At 67.9% G+C, this 15,678-nt stretch carries 15 protein-coding genes and 2 pseudogenes; 12 read left to right on the top strand and 5 right to left on the bottom strand.

Annotated elements, in window-relative coordinates:
- Positions 1–24: 24 nt before the first annotated feature.
- Positions 25–924, top strand: a complete 900-nt coding sequence (locus G6N07_RS04500) for a glycosyltransferase family 2 protein (protein WP_085190162.1) — start codon at positions 25–27, stop codon at positions 922–924.
- 3 nt (positions 925–927) lie between these two features.
- Complete coding sequence (locus G6N07_RS04505) at positions 928–2,004, top strand: mannose-1-phosphate guanylyltransferase ManB (RefSeq protein ID WP_085190160.1); 1,077 nt, start codon at positions 928–930, stop codon at positions 2,002–2,004.
- Here G6N07_RS04505 and G6N07_RS04510 read toward each other — a convergent pair.
- The 3 genes from G6N07_RS04510 to cofD are packed head-to-tail and all read right to left on the bottom strand — an operon-like array spanning position 1,986 to position 4,896.
- Positions 1,986–2,540, bottom strand: coding sequence for an NUDIX hydrolase (locus G6N07_RS04510; RefSeq protein WP_085190158.1), 555 nt, complete (start codon positions 2,538–2,540; stop codon positions 1,986–1,988). The two genes, G6N07_RS04505 and G6N07_RS04510, sit on opposite strands and share 19 nt — an antisense overlap.
- Positions 2,537–3,904: a coenzyme F420-0:L-glutamate ligase gene (locus G6N07_RS04515; RefSeq protein ID WP_085190146.1), complete on the bottom strand. Its 1,368-nt coding sequence runs from the start codon at positions 3,902–3,904 to the stop codon at positions 2,537–2,539. Before G6N07_RS04515 ends, G6N07_RS04510 begins: the two co-directional genes overlap by 4 nt.
- Positions 3,901–4,896 carry a 2-phospho-L-lactate transferase gene (cofD, locus tag G6N07_RS04520; protein WP_085190144.1) on the bottom strand — a complete coding sequence of 332 codons (996 nt, stop codon included), beginning with the start codon at positions 4,894–4,896 and terminating at the stop codon, positions 3,901–3,903. Before cofD ends, G6N07_RS04515 begins: the two co-directional genes overlap by 4 nt.
- 417 nt (positions 4,897–5,313) lie before the next feature.
- Here cofD and G6N07_RS04525 point away from each other — a divergent pair, with 417 nt between their 5' ends.
- Positions 5,314–5,601 (top strand): WhiB family transcriptional regulator, encoded by a 288-nt coding sequence (locus tag G6N07_RS04525; RefSeq protein WP_372507531.1) that lies wholly within the window; start codon positions 5,314–5,316, stop codon positions 5,599–5,601.
- 33 nt (positions 5,602–5,634) lie between these two features.
- On the opposite strand, the gene G6N07_RS04530 is transcribed toward G6N07_RS04525, so the two are convergent.
- Positions 5,635–6,057 carry a metallopeptidase family protein gene (locus tag G6N07_RS04530; RefSeq protein ID WP_085190304.1) on the bottom strand — a complete coding sequence of 141 codons (423 nt, stop codon included), beginning with the start codon at positions 6,055–6,057 and terminating at the stop codon, positions 5,635–5,637.
- 133 nt (positions 6,058–6,190) lie between these two features.
- Between G6N07_RS04530 and G6N07_RS04535 the strand changes: the two genes are divergently transcribed.
- From G6N07_RS04535 to manA, 4 genes are all read left to right on the top strand, one after another.
- On the top strand, positions 6,191–6,613 hold the full coding sequence (locus tag G6N07_RS04535) for a DUF3499 domain-containing protein (protein WP_085190306.1): 423 nt from the start codon (positions 6,191–6,193) through the stop codon (positions 6,611–6,613).
- Positions 6,614–6,697: 84 nt separating this feature from the next.
- Positions 6,698–8,095 carry a phosphomannomutase/phosphoglucomutase gene (locus G6N07_RS04540; RefSeq protein ID WP_085190140.1) on the top strand — a complete coding sequence of 466 codons (1,398 nt, stop codon included), beginning with the start codon at positions 6,698–6,700 and terminating at the stop codon, positions 8,093–8,095.
- Positions 8,092–9,180 (top strand): TobH protein, encoded by a 1,089-nt coding sequence (locus tag G6N07_RS04545; RefSeq protein ID WP_085190138.1) that lies wholly within the window; start codon positions 8,092–8,094, stop codon positions 9,178–9,180. Before G6N07_RS04540 ends, G6N07_RS04545 begins: the two co-directional genes overlap by 4 nt.
- A 4-nt stretch (positions 9,181–9,184) precedes the next feature.
- Positions 9,185–10,414 carry a mannose-6-phosphate isomerase, class I gene (manA, locus tag G6N07_RS04550; protein ID WP_085190136.1) on the top strand — a complete coding sequence of 410 codons (1,230 nt, stop codon included), beginning with the start codon at positions 9,185–9,187 and terminating at the stop codon, positions 10,412–10,414.
- Between the two features lie 6 nt (positions 10,415–10,420).
- Here the strand turns inward: manA and G6N07_RS04555 are convergent.
- Positions 10,421–10,996 (bottom strand): annotated as a pseudogene (locus tag G6N07_RS04555) (oxidoreductase); the annotation flags it as partial.
- A gap of 74 nt (positions 10,997–11,070) precedes the next feature.
- Between G6N07_RS04555 and G6N07_RS04560 the strand changes: the two are divergent.
- The 5 genes and pseudogenes from G6N07_RS04560 to G6N07_RS21165 form a co-directional block, all read left to right on the top strand.
- Positions 11,071–12,555 (top strand): amino acid permease, encoded by a 1,485-nt coding sequence (locus G6N07_RS04560; RefSeq protein WP_085190134.1) that lies wholly within the window; start codon positions 11,071–11,073, stop codon positions 12,553–12,555.
- Between the two features lie 215 nt (positions 12,556–12,770).
- The gene (locus G6N07_RS04565) at positions 12,771–12,953 is read left to right on the top strand and encodes a rubredoxin (RefSeq protein ID WP_085190132.1); all 183 of its coding nucleotides are present in this window, start codon (positions 12,771–12,773) and stop codon (positions 12,951–12,953) included.
- The gene (locus G6N07_RS04570) at positions 12,950–13,624 is read left to right on the top strand and encodes a TetR/AcrR family transcriptional regulator (RefSeq protein ID WP_085190130.1); all 675 of its coding nucleotides are present in this window, start codon (positions 12,950–12,952) and stop codon (positions 13,622–13,624) included. Before G6N07_RS04565 ends, G6N07_RS04570 begins: the two co-directional genes overlap by 4 nt.
- Positions 13,625–13,667: 43 nt before the next feature.
- The gene (ahcY, locus tag G6N07_RS04575; protein WP_085190129.1) at positions 13,668–15,146 is read left to right on the top strand and encodes an adenosylhomocysteinase; all 1,479 of its coding nucleotides are present in this window, start codon (positions 13,668–13,670) and stop codon (positions 15,144–15,146) included.
- Positions 15,147–15,339: 193 nt separating this feature from the next.
- A pseudogene (locus G6N07_RS21165) lies at positions 15,340–15,658 on the top strand (lipase family protein); the annotation flags it as partial.
- Positions 15,659–15,678: the final 20 nt, after the last annotated feature.

Consider the following 15,678-nt stretch of genomic DNA (forward strand, 5'->3'; position numbering starts at 1 on the left):
GCTGCGTGAACGGGTGGTCGCCCGATGAGTGACGAATTGGTCGTCATCACGGTGACGTACTCGCCCGGCCCGCACCTCGACCGGTTCCTTGCCACGCTGGCGCACGCCACCGATCGACCCCTCTCGGTCGTGATAGCCGACAACGGGTCCACCGACGGTGCGCCGGAGCAGGCGGTCCAGCGGTATCCGAACATCCAACTGCTGCGCACGGGCGCCAACCTGGGCTACGGCACCGCGATCAACCGGGCGGTCGCCTCGATCGAGCGGGAATCGGCACGCGGTGTCGACCCCGACCGGTCGGAATTCCTGCTCGTCGCCAACCCGGACGTGCAGTGGGGCCCCCGGTCGATCGATTTGCTGCTGGAGGCGGCGGATAGGTGGCCGCGGGCCGGAGCGCTGGGTCCGCTGATCCGCGATCCCGACGGCTCGGTGTATCCGTCGGCGCGCCACCTGCCCAGCCTCGTCCGCGGCGGGATGCATGCGGTGGTCGGGCCGTTCTGGCGGTCCAATCCGTGGACCGCGGCCTACCGCCAGGATCGAGCCGAGCCCAGCGAACGCCCGGTGGGCTGGTTGTCGGGGAGTTGCCTGTTGCTGCGCCGCTCGGCGTTCGCGCAGATCGGCGGATTCGACGAGCGGTACTTCATGTACATGGAGGACGTCGACCTCGGCGATCGCCTCGGTAAGGCCGGTTGGCTCAACGTCTACGTGCCGTCGGCGGAGATCCTGCACGACAAGGGGCATTCGACCGGGCGGGACCCGGCCCGCAACCTGGCCGCCCATCACCGCAGCACCTACACTTTCTTGTCTGATCGGTACCCGCGCCGGTGGCAGGCGCCGCTGCGGGGAGCCATGAAGAGTGCACTGGCGGTGCGAGCAGGTCTGGTGGTGCGCAAAGCTCGGCGAAATCAGGCCAGAGGGGGGTAGGCAATGGTGAATCCGGCGCAGGTCGACGCCGTCGTACTGGTGGGTGGGCAGGGCACCCGCCTGCGCCCGCTGACGCTGTCGGCGCCCAAACCGATGCTCCCGACGGCCGGGTTGGCGTTCCTCACCCACCTGCTGTCCCGCATCGCCGCGGCAGGCATCGAACACGTGGTGCTCGGGACGTCGTACAAGGCGGACGTCTTCGAGACCGAGTTCGGCGACGGTTCGAAGCTGGGCCTGCAGATTGAGTACGTGTTCGAGTCAGAGCCGCTGGGCACCGGCGGCGCGATCGCCAACGTGGCCGACAAACTGCGTTACGACACCGCGATGGTGTTCAACGGCGACGTGCTGTCCGGATGCGACCTGCGCGCTCTGCTGGACAGTCATTTGAGCAAGGGCGCCGACGTCACCCTGCACCTGGTCCGGGTCGGCGACCCACGCGCGTTCGGATGCGTGCCGACCGACGCCGACGGCGTGGTGACCGCGTTCCTGGAGAAGACGCAGGATCCGCCGACCGACCAGATCAACGCGGGCTGCTATGTGTTCAAACGCTCGGTGATCGACCGCATCCCGCGAGACCGCGCCGTCTCGGTCGAACGGGAGGTCTTCCCCGGCCTGTTGTCGGACGGGCTGCGCGTGTGCGGTTATGTCGACGCGACGTACTGGCGCGACATGGGGACCCCCGAGGACTTCGTGCGGGGCTCAGCAGATCTGGTTCGCGGCATCGCGCCGTCGCCGGCGCTGCCGGGCCACCGCGGTGAGTCACTGGTCCACGACGGTGCGTCGGTGGCGCCGGGTGCGCTGCTGATCGGCGGCACCGTGGTGGGCCGCGGCGCAGAGATCAAGGCGGCTCGCCTCGACGGGGCGGTGATCTTCGACGGCGTGGACGTCGGGGCCGGTGCGGTGATCGAACGGTCCATCATCGGCTTCGGCGCGCGGATCGGTCCGCGGGCCCTCATCCGCGACGCCGTGATCGGCGACGGCGCCGACATCGGCGCGCGGTGCGAGTTGTTGCGCGGGGCCCGGGTGTGGCCGGGAGTGGTGATCCCCGACGGCGGGATCCGCTACTCGACCGACGTCTGACCCCGCCTTCGTGCCTGCGCGGCCAACTGCGCCAGTCCGAAATCCGTGTCCGCCGGCAGCGCGTCGAGCGGCCACCACCGCAGATCCAGGGACTCCTCCGAGCGGGCGAGTTGTGCACCCTCCGGCGCGCGCACCAGGAACTGCAGGTCGAGATGACGGGTGGGCACGCCCAGCGAGCAGGTCACCGGGTGCACGTGCACGGCCGCGAGCTGTGCATCGATCACCAGCCCCTCGACGCCGGATTCCTCGGTGGCTTCGCGGAGTGCGGCGGCGGCGACGTCCTGGTCGTCGGCTTCGCAGTGCCCCCCCACCTGAAGCCAGCGGCCGAAGCGCGGGTGCAGGGTGAGCACCGCGTGGCTGCCGGTGTGGTCCAGCACCAGCGCCGACGCGGTGACATGGCCGGGCACGCAGGCGCGCAGGCAGCCGTCGGGGCGGGCGGCGAGGAACGCCAGCACGGCGTGGCGCAGGGAATCCTGTGCTGGGTCGGGAGCGACCCATTCGGTCAAGATGCGTACCGCGGACCCATGCAGGCTCACCGGCGCACCAGAAGTCCGTCGGGCGACACCGGCTCCCGCGGGCCGTGCGGTTCGGCGGGATAGCCGACCGCGACGGCGCCCATCGGCTCCCATTCCGCGGGCAGCTCCAGTTCCTCACGCACCACATCGGCGGCGAAGATCGTCGAGCCGATCCAGCAACTGCCCACCTCCCGCACCGCCAGTGCGACGAGGAATGCCTGGACGGCGGCCCCCACCGCCACGGTGAACATGGTGTGCTCGGCCGCGGTTCGGGCCGCGTCCGGATACTCGTGCGCACCGTCGGGTACCAGGAACGGGATGACGAGTTCGGGTGCATCGTAGAGGATTTCGCCGCGACTCAGGCGGCGTTCGACGGCGGCTACGGCCCGGCCATCGGCCAGCAGGTCATCGCGCCAGCGGTCTTTCATCCGGTCGAGCAGCCGGGTGCGGACGGCGGGATCGGTCACCCAGACAAAGCGGACTGGCCTGGTGTGGTGCGGCGCGGGAGCGGTGAGCGCTTCGGCGACGGCGTCCTCGACGATCTCAGGTGCCACCGGATCGGCGCTGAAGCGCCGTACCGAGCGGCGCAGCAGTTGAGCCTCGGCGCGGCCCCGGGCGATCGCCTCCGCCGTGCCCAGCCAGAACAGGTCGTCCTCGCCGGGGCGCAGCAGATCGCGCGCCGTCGATCCGTTGTCGGTCAACGTCAGTCCGCGCACCACGGCGACGGGGATGCCGGTGAGCTTGCCCTTGACCAGGTCCGCGGCGGCGGCGATCTCGTCGGCGACGGCGACTTCGGTGACCTGAAGCTCGTTGCCGTGCGGGTCGCGGGCGCCGGCGTATCCGTGCAGCACGCTCAGGCCGGCAGCGCCGATCGCGGCATCGACCTGACCGTTGCGCCAGGCCCTACCCATCGTGTCGGTGATCACGATGCCGACCGTGACGCCGAGTCGTTCGGCGAGGCCGGTCCGTAGGCGCGCGGCGCTCCCGTCGGGATCGACCGGCAGCAGGGCGAGTTCGGTGGTGTCGACGTTGGAACCGTCGACCCCGGCGGCCGCCTGGATGATGCCGATGGCGTTCTCCGTGATCAAGGTGCGTCCCTTCCGGGCGAGGACCCGCACGGCTTCGGCGTCGATCAGTCTGCGGCGCAACGCGTCTCGCTCTTCAGGTGCCTCCGGTGCGGCGACGATGCGGCCCTCGCACTTGGACACCACCTTGCTGGTGACCACCACGACATCGCCGTCGCGCAGCCACGGTGCGGCGGCCGCCAGTGCGGCGGCCAGGTCGTCGCCGGGCCGGAACTCCGGCAACCCGGGCACCGGCAGGAGTTCGACCACCGTGGCTGAGCCGTGTTCGGTGCCCGCGGAGGAACCGCCGTTTTCGGTCACAGCGGCACCCCGGCCAATCGGATGCCGGCGCGGACCATCTCGGCGGTGGTGGCTGGGTCCATCATCAACAGCGGCACCTCGGCGACCTCCACGCCGTCGATCTGCGCGCTGTCACCCTCGTGCACGAGCCATGCATCGAGGATCCCGGTGCCGGACCGGGCGCCGTAGTGGCGGCCTACCGCTTCGGAGGTGGATGCGACGCCGATCACGGACAGGCACTCATCGGCCATGCCACGCAACGGTTTTCCGGCGACGATCGGCGAGTAGCCGATGATCTTGGCCGGTGTCGACCGGAGGGCGCCGCGGATGCCGGGGGTGGAGAGGATGGAGCCGATGCTGACCACCGGGTTGGACGGGGCCACCAGCACGACGTCCGCGTCGGCGATGGCCGCGGTGACGCCGGGGGCGGTGGTGGCCTTGTCGGCGCCGACGACGGCGAAGCTGTGGGTGGGGACCTTCGCGCGGTATCGGACCCACCACTCCTGGAAGTGGATGGCACGGCGCTCACCGGTGTCCGGGTCGGTGATCACCACATGCGTTTCGCTGCGGTCGTCGCTGGCGGGCAGCAGGCGGGCACCGGGTTTCCATCGGTCGCACAACGCCTCGGTGACCTGTGACAGCGGATATCCTGCGCGCAGCATCTGGCTGCGCACCAAATGGGTGGCCAGGTCGCGGTCGCCGAGTCCGAACCAGTCCGGCTGGACGCCGTAGGCGGCGAGTTCCTCCTTGGCATGCCAGGTTTCGTCGCGGTGCCCCCATCCGCGGTCGGGGTCGATACCGCCGCCCAGGGTGTACATGCACGTGTCGAGGTCCGGGCAGATCCGCACCCCGAACATCCAGGTGTCGTCACCGACGTTGACCACTGCGGTCAACTCGTGGCCATCGGAGTCCGGTTCGCCGTCCCGGGCGAACTGGCCCAGACCGAGCAGGTGCTGCACGCCGAGCAGAAAGCGTGCCCCCCCGACGCCGCCGACCAGAACCGTCACCTTCACACCGAACGAGACTAGGCGCTCGCCTTCGACGAGGTCGCACCGCTCCTCGCGGCCGGGCGGATGCCGGGGTCACGTGCCGGACACGCCGAGATTTCCGACGCGCCGCGGAACCGTCACGAGGTGGTATGAATTCCTGTTCCAGCGCTTGACCGCAGCGTTTCACCGGTGTGTAATCACACCAGTGTCATTTCCCGGGTTTGCCAGCCGATTTCGGTGTCGCAGACCGAGATTCGATCACATGTTCGAATTGAGTCGGCCCTCCAGCACCTCGTGGGGCCACGTGGATCTACGACACTGAGTGAGGAGGGGCGGGAAATGTCTTTTGAGCAAGGCGAATTCGATCGCGTGGTGCGGTTCGACAGCCGGCTACTCGGCTCCGTCGGCAGGGCGTCACAGAACGGCACGGGAGCCGCACCGATGGGGGCCATCGGTCGGCCTCAGCTGAGTCTGGTTCCGGAACACGTCGACACCGAGCCGGAGGACGCCGACGATCTATGGCAGGAGCGCGCGCTGTGCGCTCAGACCGATCCCGAGGCGTTCTTCCCCGAGAAGGGTGGGTCGACTCGCGAGGCCAAGCGGATCTGCCACGGCTGCGAGGTCCGGGACGAGTGCCTGGACTACGCGCTGGCCCACGACGAGCGCTTCGGAATCTGGGGCGGGCTCTCCGAGCGCGAGCGCCGTCGCCTCAAACGCGGCATCATCTGACCCCAACCTGGCTCCTCTGTTGGGTGCCCCGCCTTACTCGTCGTCGATCGTCGGGTCGATGACGGAGGGTTCGACCCCCAGATATGTGGCCACCTGAGCCACGAGCACCTCATGCAACAGCTCGGCGAGTTCGTCGGAGTCCTTGGCCCGACGCTCGATCGGCTTCCTGAACAAGACGATCCGCGCCCGCGTGGAGTTGCCGCGGACATCGACGCCGGCCGGTATCAACCGGGCCAGTGCTACCGGCCCATCGCCCACCACTTCGGGCGGCCACTGCACATTCTCGGGATCCTTCGGCGCCATGCGCGGGATCTCGTCGACCGCGACGTCCAATCCGGACACCCGGTCCTGCCACCGCCGCTCGATCGGCTCGTATGCCTCCAGCACCGCCATGTCGAACCGCTCGGCTCGGCTGCGCCACCCAGGCACCGTCGGCGGCAGCAGCGGGCCGCGCATCTCTCGACCGCGGCGGGAGATCCAGCGGTTGCCCTCGGCCACGGTCACCGATCGTAACGGTTGGCTATCGGCGCGTCTGCCGCTGCGCGTGTCCGGCACCGCGCGGCATTCGTCCCGCGATAGCCTTCCGTTCGTGAATGTTCCCCGTCGCTGCTGCAGGCCCGGGTGCCCCCACTATGCGGTGGCGACGCTGACGTTCGTCTACTCCGACTCCACCGCTGTCGTCGGTCCACTGGCCACCGTGTCCGAACCGCACTCGTGGGACCTGTGCGTGGGCCACGCCAGCCGGATCACCGCGCCGCGCGGGTGGGAACTCGTCCGGCACGCCGGGCCACTGCCATCGCACTCCGACGACGACGAACTCGTCGCCCTGGCCGACGCGGTCCGAGAAGGACGCGATTCGGCGGCACCCGCCAGCGGGGGAGTCGTCCCCGGGTTCTCCGATCCTACGAGCGGCGCCCAGAGTCGAGCGTTGCTGGCACCACCGGTGTTGCGGCCCGAACCGACCGGCCGCCGGCGCGGTCACCTGCGCGTGCTTCCCGACCCCGCCGAATAGGCCCAAATAGGGCGTCATAGCTTCGCGAACGAATCCTCCGGTGCGGATAGGCTGACGGAAACGTCCCCGATTCCAAGGAGTTGTATGTCTCGGCCGGCTGCGGCGGTGCATCGCGTCATCAAGGCGTATGACGTTCGTGGCCTGGTTGGCGAGGAACTCGACGAGGCGTTGGTGGCCGACGTCGGTGGAGCCTTCGCACGGCTGGTCGCACACTGCGCGAACCAGATCGTCATCGGTCACGACATGCGGTCTAGTTCGCCGGCGTTGTCCGAGGCCTTCGCTCACGGTGTGCTGGCCCAGGGTCTCGACGTCGTCCGCATCGGGCTGGCGTCGACCGATCAGCTCTACTTCGCCTCCGGGTTGCTGGACTGTCCCGGTGCGATGTTCACCGCGAGCCACAATCCCGCCGCTTACAACGGCATCAAACTGTGCCACGCCGGCGCCAAACCGGTCGGGCGGGACACCGGGCTGGGGCAGATCGCCGAGCAGGTCATAGACGGCGTGCCCGCCCACCACGGTCCCCGCGGCAGCGCATCGGAGCGCGATGTGCTGACCGACTATGGCGCATTTCTGCGATCTCTAGTGGAGATACCCAGGCGGCGATCCCTTCGCGTGGCTGTCGACGCCGGCAACGGGATGGCCGGTCACACGACGCCCGCGGTCCTCGGCCCCATCGAGTCGATCACGCTGCTGCCGCTGTTCTTCGAACTCGACGGCACCTTCCCCAACCACGAGGCCAACCCACTGGACTCCGCCAACCTGGTCGGTCTGCAGTCCTTCGTCCTGCAAACCGGCGCCGACATCGGACTGGCCTTCGACGGTGACGCCGACCGCTGTTTCGTCGTCGACGAGAAGGGGCAGGCCGTCTCGCCGTCGGCGGTGACCGCGTTGGTGGCCGGGCGCGAACTGGGCCGGGAGATCGGCGCGACGGTCATCCACAACCTGATCACCTCACGCGCGGTGCCCGAACTCGTGGCCGAGCGCGGCGGCACGGCGGTCCGTTCGCGCGTCGGGCATTCCTACATCAAGGGGCTGATGGCCGAGACGGGCGCGATCTTCGGCGGGGAACACTCGGCGCACTACTACTTTCGTGACTTCTGGGGTGCGGACTCGGGAATGCTCGCCGCCCTGCACGTGCTGGCCGCGCTGGGTGACCAGGACCGCCCGATGTCGGATTTCATGGCCGACTACCAACGCTACGAGGCGTCGGGGGAGATCAACTTCACCGTCGCCGACGCGCCGCGGTGTGTGGAGGCGGTGCTCGAATCGTTCGGCACCCGCATCCACTCGATCGACCACCTTGACGGGGTGACGGTCGACCTCGGCGGTGGTCGATGGTTCAACCTGCGCACTTCCAACACCGAACCGTTGCTGCGCCTCAACGTCGAAGCGCATACCGCCGAGGAGGTCGACGAGGTGGTCGTGCAGATCTCCGCGACGGTGCAAGCCCAGATCGCGCAACAGGGCAGGGCGTCGACGTGACCGGATCATCGGCTGCCGTGGTGGACCTCGACGACGGTGAGGCCTTGCTGGCGGCCGACCGCGACGGTCTGCTGAGGGCGGCCGCGATGGCCGGTGCGCAGGTGCGCGCCACGGCGGCCGCGCTCGACGAGGGCCTGCTCGAGTCGTTGCGCTCGGGCCAGCCGCCGCGCACGGTGATCTGGGTGGCGGGCCGCGGCACCGCCGAAACCGCCGGAGCCGTGCTGGCCGCCGCGTTCGGCGCCGTCGTCGCCGCTCCGATCGTCACGGTGGCCGAGGCGCCGCCCTGGATCGGCGCGCTGGACGCGATCGTGGTGGCCGGTGACGATCCGGCCGATCCCGCTCTGGTGTCGGCGGCCGCAACAGGTGTGCGCCGCGGCGCCCGCGTCGTGGTCGTCGCGCCCTACGAAGGACCACTGCGTGATGCCACGGCCGGGCGGGCGGTCGCGCTCGCACCTCGTCTGTGGGTGCCGGACGACTTCGGGTTGTCGCGCTATCTCGCCGCCGGCCTGGCCGTCCTGCAGGTCGTGGACCCCGGTCTGCGGGTGGATCTCGGCGAACTCGCCGATCAACTCGACGCCGAGGCGCTGCGCAACAGCGCGGGCCGCGATCTGTTCACCAACCCGGCGAAGGCGCTGGCGGACCGCATTTGGGGGCGCGACGTCGTCCTCGCAGGTGACGACGCGACCACACTGGCGCTGGCTCGGCACGGCGCGGCCGTGCTGCTGCGGGTCGCGCAGGAAACCGTGACCGCGGTGGGCCTCGGCGACGTCCTGCGGGCGCTGCGAAGCGGGTTCGGGTCGGCCGGGGACGGCACTGCCGGAGCGGCGCTGTTCCACGACGAGGAACTCGACGGGCCGCTGCCGCGGCGCCTGCGGACGTTGGTGCTGACCACCGATGCCGAGAGCCCGACGGTGACCGCGCGGGTCAGCGGATACGACGACGTCGACGTGGTCAACGCCGAAGATGTTCCCGACGGATCGGAGCCAGGAGGGGCTGCGACCGGCGCGGGGGTGGAACAGCAATTGGCGAAACTGGCGGTGCGGTTGGAGATGACCGCGGTCTACCTGAGACTGGTTCGAGGTTGATCAAGTGCATCTGCTGAGGGGAGCGGTGCGGACCTATGCCTGGGGTTCGCGGACGGCGATTGCCGAGTTCACCGGAAGGCCGAGTCCCACAGCCCATCCCGAGGCCGAGCTGTGGTTCGGTGCACACCCCGGGGATCCGGCCTATCTGCAGGACGCGGGCGGTGAGGTCTCGCTGCTCGCCGCGCTGCGCGCCGACCCCGACGGCCAGCTGGGCGCCGCAGTCATCGACCGATTCGGCGAGGCGCTGCCGTTCCTGGTGAAGGTACTCGCGGCCGATGAACCGTTGTCGCTGCAGGCTCATCCCAGCGACCAGCAGGCCCGCGAGGGCTACGACCGCGAGGAGCGGCTCGGCATCCCGGTGTCGGCGCCGATGCGCAACTACCGCGACCGCAGCCACAAACCCGAGTTGCTCGTCGCGCTCGACCGGTTCGAGGCGCTGGCCGGGTTCCGTCCGGTCCCGCGCACCGTCGAGTTGATGCGGGCGCTCGGGGTGCCCGAATTGGATCCGTTCGTCAACCTGTTGCACGGACAGTCAGAACCCGACGGTCTACGCGCATTGTTCACCACGTGGATCACCGCGCCTCAGCCGGATCTCGACGTGCTGGTGCCCGCGGTGCTCGACGGTGCGATCGACTACATCCGATCCGGTCACACCGAATTCGCGGCCGAGGTCAAGACGGTGCTCGAACTCGGCGAACGCTATCCCGGGGACGCCGGAGTGCTGGCAGCCATGCTGCTCAATCGCATCACGTTGAGTCCGGGGGAGGGGATCTACCTGCCCGCCGGTAATCTGCACGCCTACCTGCACGGTGTCGGTGTCGAGGTGATGGCCAACTCCGACAACGTGTTACGTGGCGGGTTGACGCCCAAGCACGTCGACGTCCCCGAACTGTTGCGTGTACTCGATTTCACACCGACCCCCGACCTGGTGCTGCGGCCCGCAACCGTCAGGAAGGGAATCGAATTCGACTACCGCACCCCGGCGCCGGAGTTCGCGGTCTCGGTGCTGCGCCTGCACGGTGACACCGTCGGCCACGAGGTGGACGCACCGTCACCGCACGACGGCCCCCAGGTGCTGCTGTGCACCGAGGGCGGCGCGGAGGTGCGCGCCAAGGGTGGCGACACGTTGACGCTGCAGCGAGGTGCGGCGGCCTGGGTGGCCGCCGACGACGCACCGATCCAGCTGCTCGCCGCGGCACCCACTACCGTCTTCCGCGTCACCGTCGGGGTCTAAGCGTTACTGCTGGGTGGCGTAAGAGATCGGCCCACGTCGACGGTGTCCGCGGGTGGGCGCTGCAACGCCCATTGCGCCAACCATGCCGGTAGCCGCGTGCCGCGACCGGCGGCGTCGACGGCGAGGTCGGCCGCCACCTTCTCGTGGTCACCCTCGGCGTCGAGGAGCACACCGGTGACCTGCTGGGCAACCGGATCGTGCGCCGGCGGATCTGCCATTCCAGCTGCGGCCGGCTCGGGACGTATGCGGTGAACTCCTCGCGCAAGGGTGTGCCGGGTGCCCAGCACGTGTCCCGCCGCGCCGAAGTGGATGCAGTCGGGGCGGTTCTCCAGGATCGGCAACCCTCGGCAACCATGCCGTCGAGCCGGCCGGGATAAAGGCGCTCGAACTCCTGGGCGCCGCGCGGCATGAGGAGATGGACATGGCGACCCTGCGGCACTGCGGCGCGGTTAGCCGGCCGGTCCGGTAGGTCGTCGCGTTCGTACACGGTCACGTGGTCGTAGAACTCGGGCAGCACGCGTGCTGCGCACATCCACGCGTGCTGCCTCCGACGACGATCGCGTGTTTAGTACTCCGCCCCATCGGTGCACAGTACTTCGGTACTGTCCCCCAATCCAGGCCCTGATCGCACCGCGACCCAGCCGAAAGGGAACGTCATGGCCGGCAGATGGCGCACGAAATCCGTCGAGCAGTCGATCGCCGACACCGACGAACCGGGGACGAGGCTTCGCAAAGACCTCAGCTGGTGGGATCTGACGGTGTTCGGCGTGTCGGTGGTGATCGGCGCCGGCATCTTCACCATCACCGCCTCGACGGCCGGCAACCTCACCGGCCCGGCCATCTCGATCTCGTTCGTGATCGCCGCGATTGCGTGCGGGCTGGCGGCGTTATGTTACGCCGAATTCGCCTCGACGGTCCCCGTCGCGGGCAGCGCGTACACGTTCTCGTACGCCACCTTCGGCGAGTTCAGCGCCTGGATCATCGGGTGGGATCTCATCCTGGAGTTCGCGGTGGCCGCCGCGGTGGTGGCCAAGGGCTGGTCGAGTTATCTGGGCACGGTGTTCGGCTTCGGCGGCGGGGTCGCCGATTTCGGCGGGTTCGAGGTGGACTGGGGAGCACTGGTGATCGTCGCCATCGTCACCATGCTGCTGGCCCGTGGTACGAAACTCTCCGCGGAGGTCAGCCTCGTCATCACCGTCGTCAAGGTCGCGGTGGTACTGTTCGTGGTCATCGTCGGGTCGTTCTTCATCAAAGCGGCCAACTACTCTCCGTTCATCCCGCCCGCCGAATCCAGTGGGGGCGGCACCGGTTCGGAGCAGTCACTGTTCTCCTTGATCACCGGTGCGGAGGGCAGCGCCTACGGCTGGTACGGTCTGCTGGCCGGTGCGTCGATCGTGTTCTTCGCGTTCATCGGCTTCGACATCGTGGCCACCACCGCGGAGGAGACCAAGAACCCGCAGCGCGACGTGCCCCGCGGAATCCTGTCATCGCTGGCGATCGTGACCGTCCTGTACGTGGCCGTCGCCGTAGTCCTTTCCGGCATGGTTTCCTACACCGAACTGCGGGCCGCGGGCGACGGGGCGAACCTGGCGACAGCCTTCGAGGCCAACGGCGTGGACTGGGCCGCGACCGTCATCTCCATCGGCGCACTCGCCGGTCTCACGACCGTGGTGATCGTGCTGATGCTTGGTCAGACGAGGGTGCTCTTCGCGATGTCACGCGACGGACTGTTGCCGCGTCCACTGGCGCAGACCGGTGAGCACGGCACGCCGGTGCGCATCACCCTGATCGTCGGCGCGGTCGTGGCGATCGCCGCGACGGTGTTCCCGATCGGCAAGCTCGAGGAGATGGTCAACATCGGCACGCTGTTCGCGTTCGTCCTGGTGTCAGCCGGGGTGATCGCGCTGCGGCGCACCCGCCCGGACCTCAACCGTGGGTTCAAGGTGCCGTTCGTGCCGCTGCTGCCGATCGCCGCGATCATCGCCTGTGTGTGGCTGATGTTGAACCTGACCGGCCTGACGTGGATTCGGTTCCTCGTCTGGATGGCGATCGGCGTGGTCGTCTACGTGCTCTATGGCCGTCGGCATTCGCTGCTCGGCCGGCGGGAACGGGCTGCCAACGATAATTTTACAAAGACATGAGCAGTGTCTAGACAGCGGACAAAATTACTTCTATGGTCAAGGCATCGTCGTGCGATCCGTTCGGAGGTGGCTTGTGACTCGCTCGCCGCGGGAAGCCTTTCGCAGGAGCTATGTCATGGAGCGGGAATCCCGACGACTGGGCTGCCCGGACTGTGCGGTGCGCTAGAAGCTTGACTTCGAACCCATCTGACCCCCGAACCTGATAGAGAGGAAACATCATGGACTACAAGTTGTTCGTCTGCGTGCAGTGCGGATTCGAGTACGACGAGGCCAAGGGATGGCCTGAGGACGGCATCGCCCCGGGTACCCGCTGGGATGACATCCCCGACGACTGGAGCTGCCCGGACTGCGGTGCGGCGAAGTCCGATTTCGAGATGGTGGAGGTCGCCCGGGGATGACGGCTAGGGTCACGCGTGCAATCTCCCGCGCACGCGTGCCCTACGCCGAGGCTTCGCGGGTACTGTTGCGCGAGTCGATCCTCGAGGGGATGCGAGAACTGCTGTGCGCCCGCGACTGGTCGTCCATCACGCTGAGCGACGTGGCCAAGGCCGCTGGAATTAGCCGCCAGACCATCTATAACGAATTCGGCTCCCGGCACGGGTTGGCCCAGGGGTACGCGCTGCGCCTGGCGGACCGCCTCGTCGACGCGGTCGACGACGCTATCGAAACAAACGTCGGCGAGATCTACGCGGCCTTCCTGGAGGGGTTCCGGGCCTTCTTCACCGAGTCGGCCGCTGATCCGCTGGTGACCTCGCTGCTGTCGGGAGAGACCAAGCCGGACCTGTTGCAGATCATCACCACCGAAAGTGGGCCGATCGTCACGCGGTGTTCAGACCGGTTGACGTCGACCTTCCGGCACAGCTGGGTCGAGGCCAGCGACGAGGACGCCGGAATCCTGGCGCGCGCGATCGTCCGGCTGGCGATGAGCTACGTCTCGATGCCGCCGGAAGCCGACCACGACGTGGCCGGCGACCTGGCCAGGCTCATGACACCCTTCGCGGAGCGCTACGGTGTTATCGAGCAGGGTCCGCGGTTGGCGAAGTTGCACCGCCCCGATGGCTATGTGTAACTAAGCTAAGTAATTCCGACGCGCGCACGAGAAGGAAACCAACATGACCACCACTGAGCAGCGGTTGACAGTCGATGTCCGCAATGGCATCGACTTCAAGGTCGCCGATCTGTCGCTGGCCGAATTCGGCCGCAAGGAAATCCGGCTGGCCGAGCACGAGATGCCGGGCTTGATGGCGTTGCGCCGCGAATACCACGACGTGCAGCCGCTCAAGGGCGCCCGGATCTCCGGTTCGCTGCACATGACCGTGCAGACCGCGGTGCTGATCGAGACCTTGACCGCGCTCGGCGCCGAGGTCCGCTGGGCGTCGTGCAATATCTTCTCCACCCAGGACCACTCCGCGGCGGCCGTCGTCGTGGGCCCGAACGGCACCCCCGAGGAGCCGCAGGGCATTCCGGTGTTTGCCTGGAAGGGCGAGACGCTCGAGGAGTACTGGTGGGCCGCCGAGCAGATGCTGACCTGGCCGAACGAACCGGCCAACATGATTCTCGACGACGGTGGTGACGCCACCATGCTGGTGCTGCGCGGCGCCCAGTTCGAGAAGGCCGGCGTGGTCCCGTCCCTTGAGCACGATGACATTGAAGCCTCCGCCGAGTACAAAATCTTCCTGCGCCTGCTGCGTGAGCGGTTCGAGACCGACAAGACCAAGTGGACGAAGATCGCCGAGTCGGTCCACGGCGTCACCGAGGAGACCACCACCGGTGTGCTGCGGCTCTACCAGTTCGAGAAAGCCGGCGAGCTGCCGTTCCCGGCCATCAACGTCAACGACTCGGTCACCAAGAGCAAGTTCGACAACAAGTACGGCACCCGCCACTCGCTGATCGACGGCATCAACCGCGGCACCGACGTGCTGATCGGTGGTAAGAAGGTGCTGATCTGCGGTTACGGCGACGTCGGCAAGGGCTGCGCGGAGTCGCTGGCCGGCCAGGGCGCCCGCGTGCAGGTCACCGAGATCGACCCGATCAATGCGCTTCAGGCGCTGATGGACGGCTTCGACGTGGTGACCGTCGAGCAGGCGATCGGCAACGCCGACATCGTCATCACCTCGACCGGCAACAAGGACATCATCACCCTGGATCACATGAAGGCGATGAAGGAGCAGGCAATCCTCGGCAACATCGGCCACTTCGACAACGAGATCGACATGGCCGCGCTGGAGCGTTCGGGCGCCAAGCGGCTCAACATCAAGCCGCAGGTCGACCAGTGGACGTTCGAGGACGGCAAGTCGATCATCGTGCTGTCCGAAGGCCGTCTGCTCAACCTGGGCAACGCGACCGGCCACCCGTCGTTCGTGATGAGCAACAGCTTCTCCAACCAGGTCATCGCGCAGATCGAGCTGTGGACCAAGAATGACGAGTACGACAACGCGGTGTATCGACTGGCGAAGCACCTCGACGAGAAGGTCGCCCGCATCCACGTCGAGGCGCTCGGTGGCACGCTTACCAAGCTCACCAAGGAGCAAGCGGAGTACATCAACGTCGATGTGGAAGGCCCGTACAAGCCGGAGCACTACCGGTACTAGAACCCGTATGGAGAGCCCGGCACACGTTGTGTGCCTCGGGGCTCTCCATTCTCCGCGCCCGCAATCGTGACGGGGGACGTTACGAATGCGAGCCGGTTTGTTACCCATCGCGGATGGGTCGGGAGATTCGGGTTTTCCTCGCCGTTCGGAGTCTTCGTCATCGCCGTATCGGCATCCGGCACCGCCGCCGACGATCGACGACCATTACCCGTACATCACCGAAGACGAGTACCAGGCGTTCTACACGCCGCCCAACCGTCTACCGCCCGGCGGTCCCGGCGATCTCATCCGCACCGAGCCGTCGTGCCTGATGCGCCAACCCGTCCGGCCGCGGTCGGCATGATCATGGCGAACGGTACGCGAATGATGTACGGCAGCAACGACGGTCGGGGCAACCCGGTGGCCGTCAGCGGAACATACTTCGAACCGCACAAAAGGAGTCGTTCATCGCGACGATGGTGGCGCGGGAGTTCGCGATCGTCATGACGGACTACGGAGGGTTCGGCACCCCGGTCTGAACACGATCAACGCC

Source organism: Mycolicibacterium doricum (genome assembly GCF_010728155.1).
Taxonomy (GTDB): Bacteria; Actinomycetota; Actinomycetes; order Mycobacteriales; family Mycobacteriaceae; genus Mycobacterium; species Mycobacterium doricum.

What these genes read in the sequence shown, in the direction of transcription:
- G6N07_RS04500 (WP_085190162.1), top strand. Translation starts at nt 25, where the DNA reads ATGAGTGACGAATTGGTCGTCATCACGGTGACGTACTCGCCCGGCCCG.
- G6N07_RS04505 (WP_085190160.1), top strand. Translation starts at nt 928, where the DNA reads ATGGTGAATCCGGCGCAGGTCGACGCCGTCGTACTGGTGGGTGGGCAG.
- G6N07_RS04525 (WP_372507531.1), top strand. Translation starts at nt 5,314, where the DNA reads ATGGGGGCCATCGGTCGGCCTCAGCTGAGTCTGGTTCCGGAACACGTC.
- G6N07_RS04530 (WP_085190304.1), bottom strand. Translation starts at nt 6,057, where the DNA reads ATGCGCGGCCCGCTGCTGCCGCCGACGGTGCCTGGGTGGCGCAGCCGA.
- G6N07_RS04540 (WP_085190140.1), top strand. Translation starts at nt 6,698, where the DNA reads ATGTCTCGGCCGGCTGCGGCGGTGCATCGCGTCATCAAGGCGTATGAC.
- G6N07_RS04560 (WP_085190134.1), top strand. Translation starts at nt 11,071, where the DNA reads ATGGCCGGCAGATGGCGCACGAAATCCGTCGAGCAGTCGATCGCCGAC.
- G6N07_RS04570 (WP_085190130.1), top strand. Translation starts at nt 12,950, where the DNA reads ATGACGGCTAGGGTCACGCGTGCAATCTCCCGCGCACGCGTGCCCTAC.
- ahcY (WP_085190129.1), top strand. Translation starts at nt 13,668, where the DNA reads ATGACCACCACTGAGCAGCGGTTGACAGTCGATGTCCGCAATGGCATC.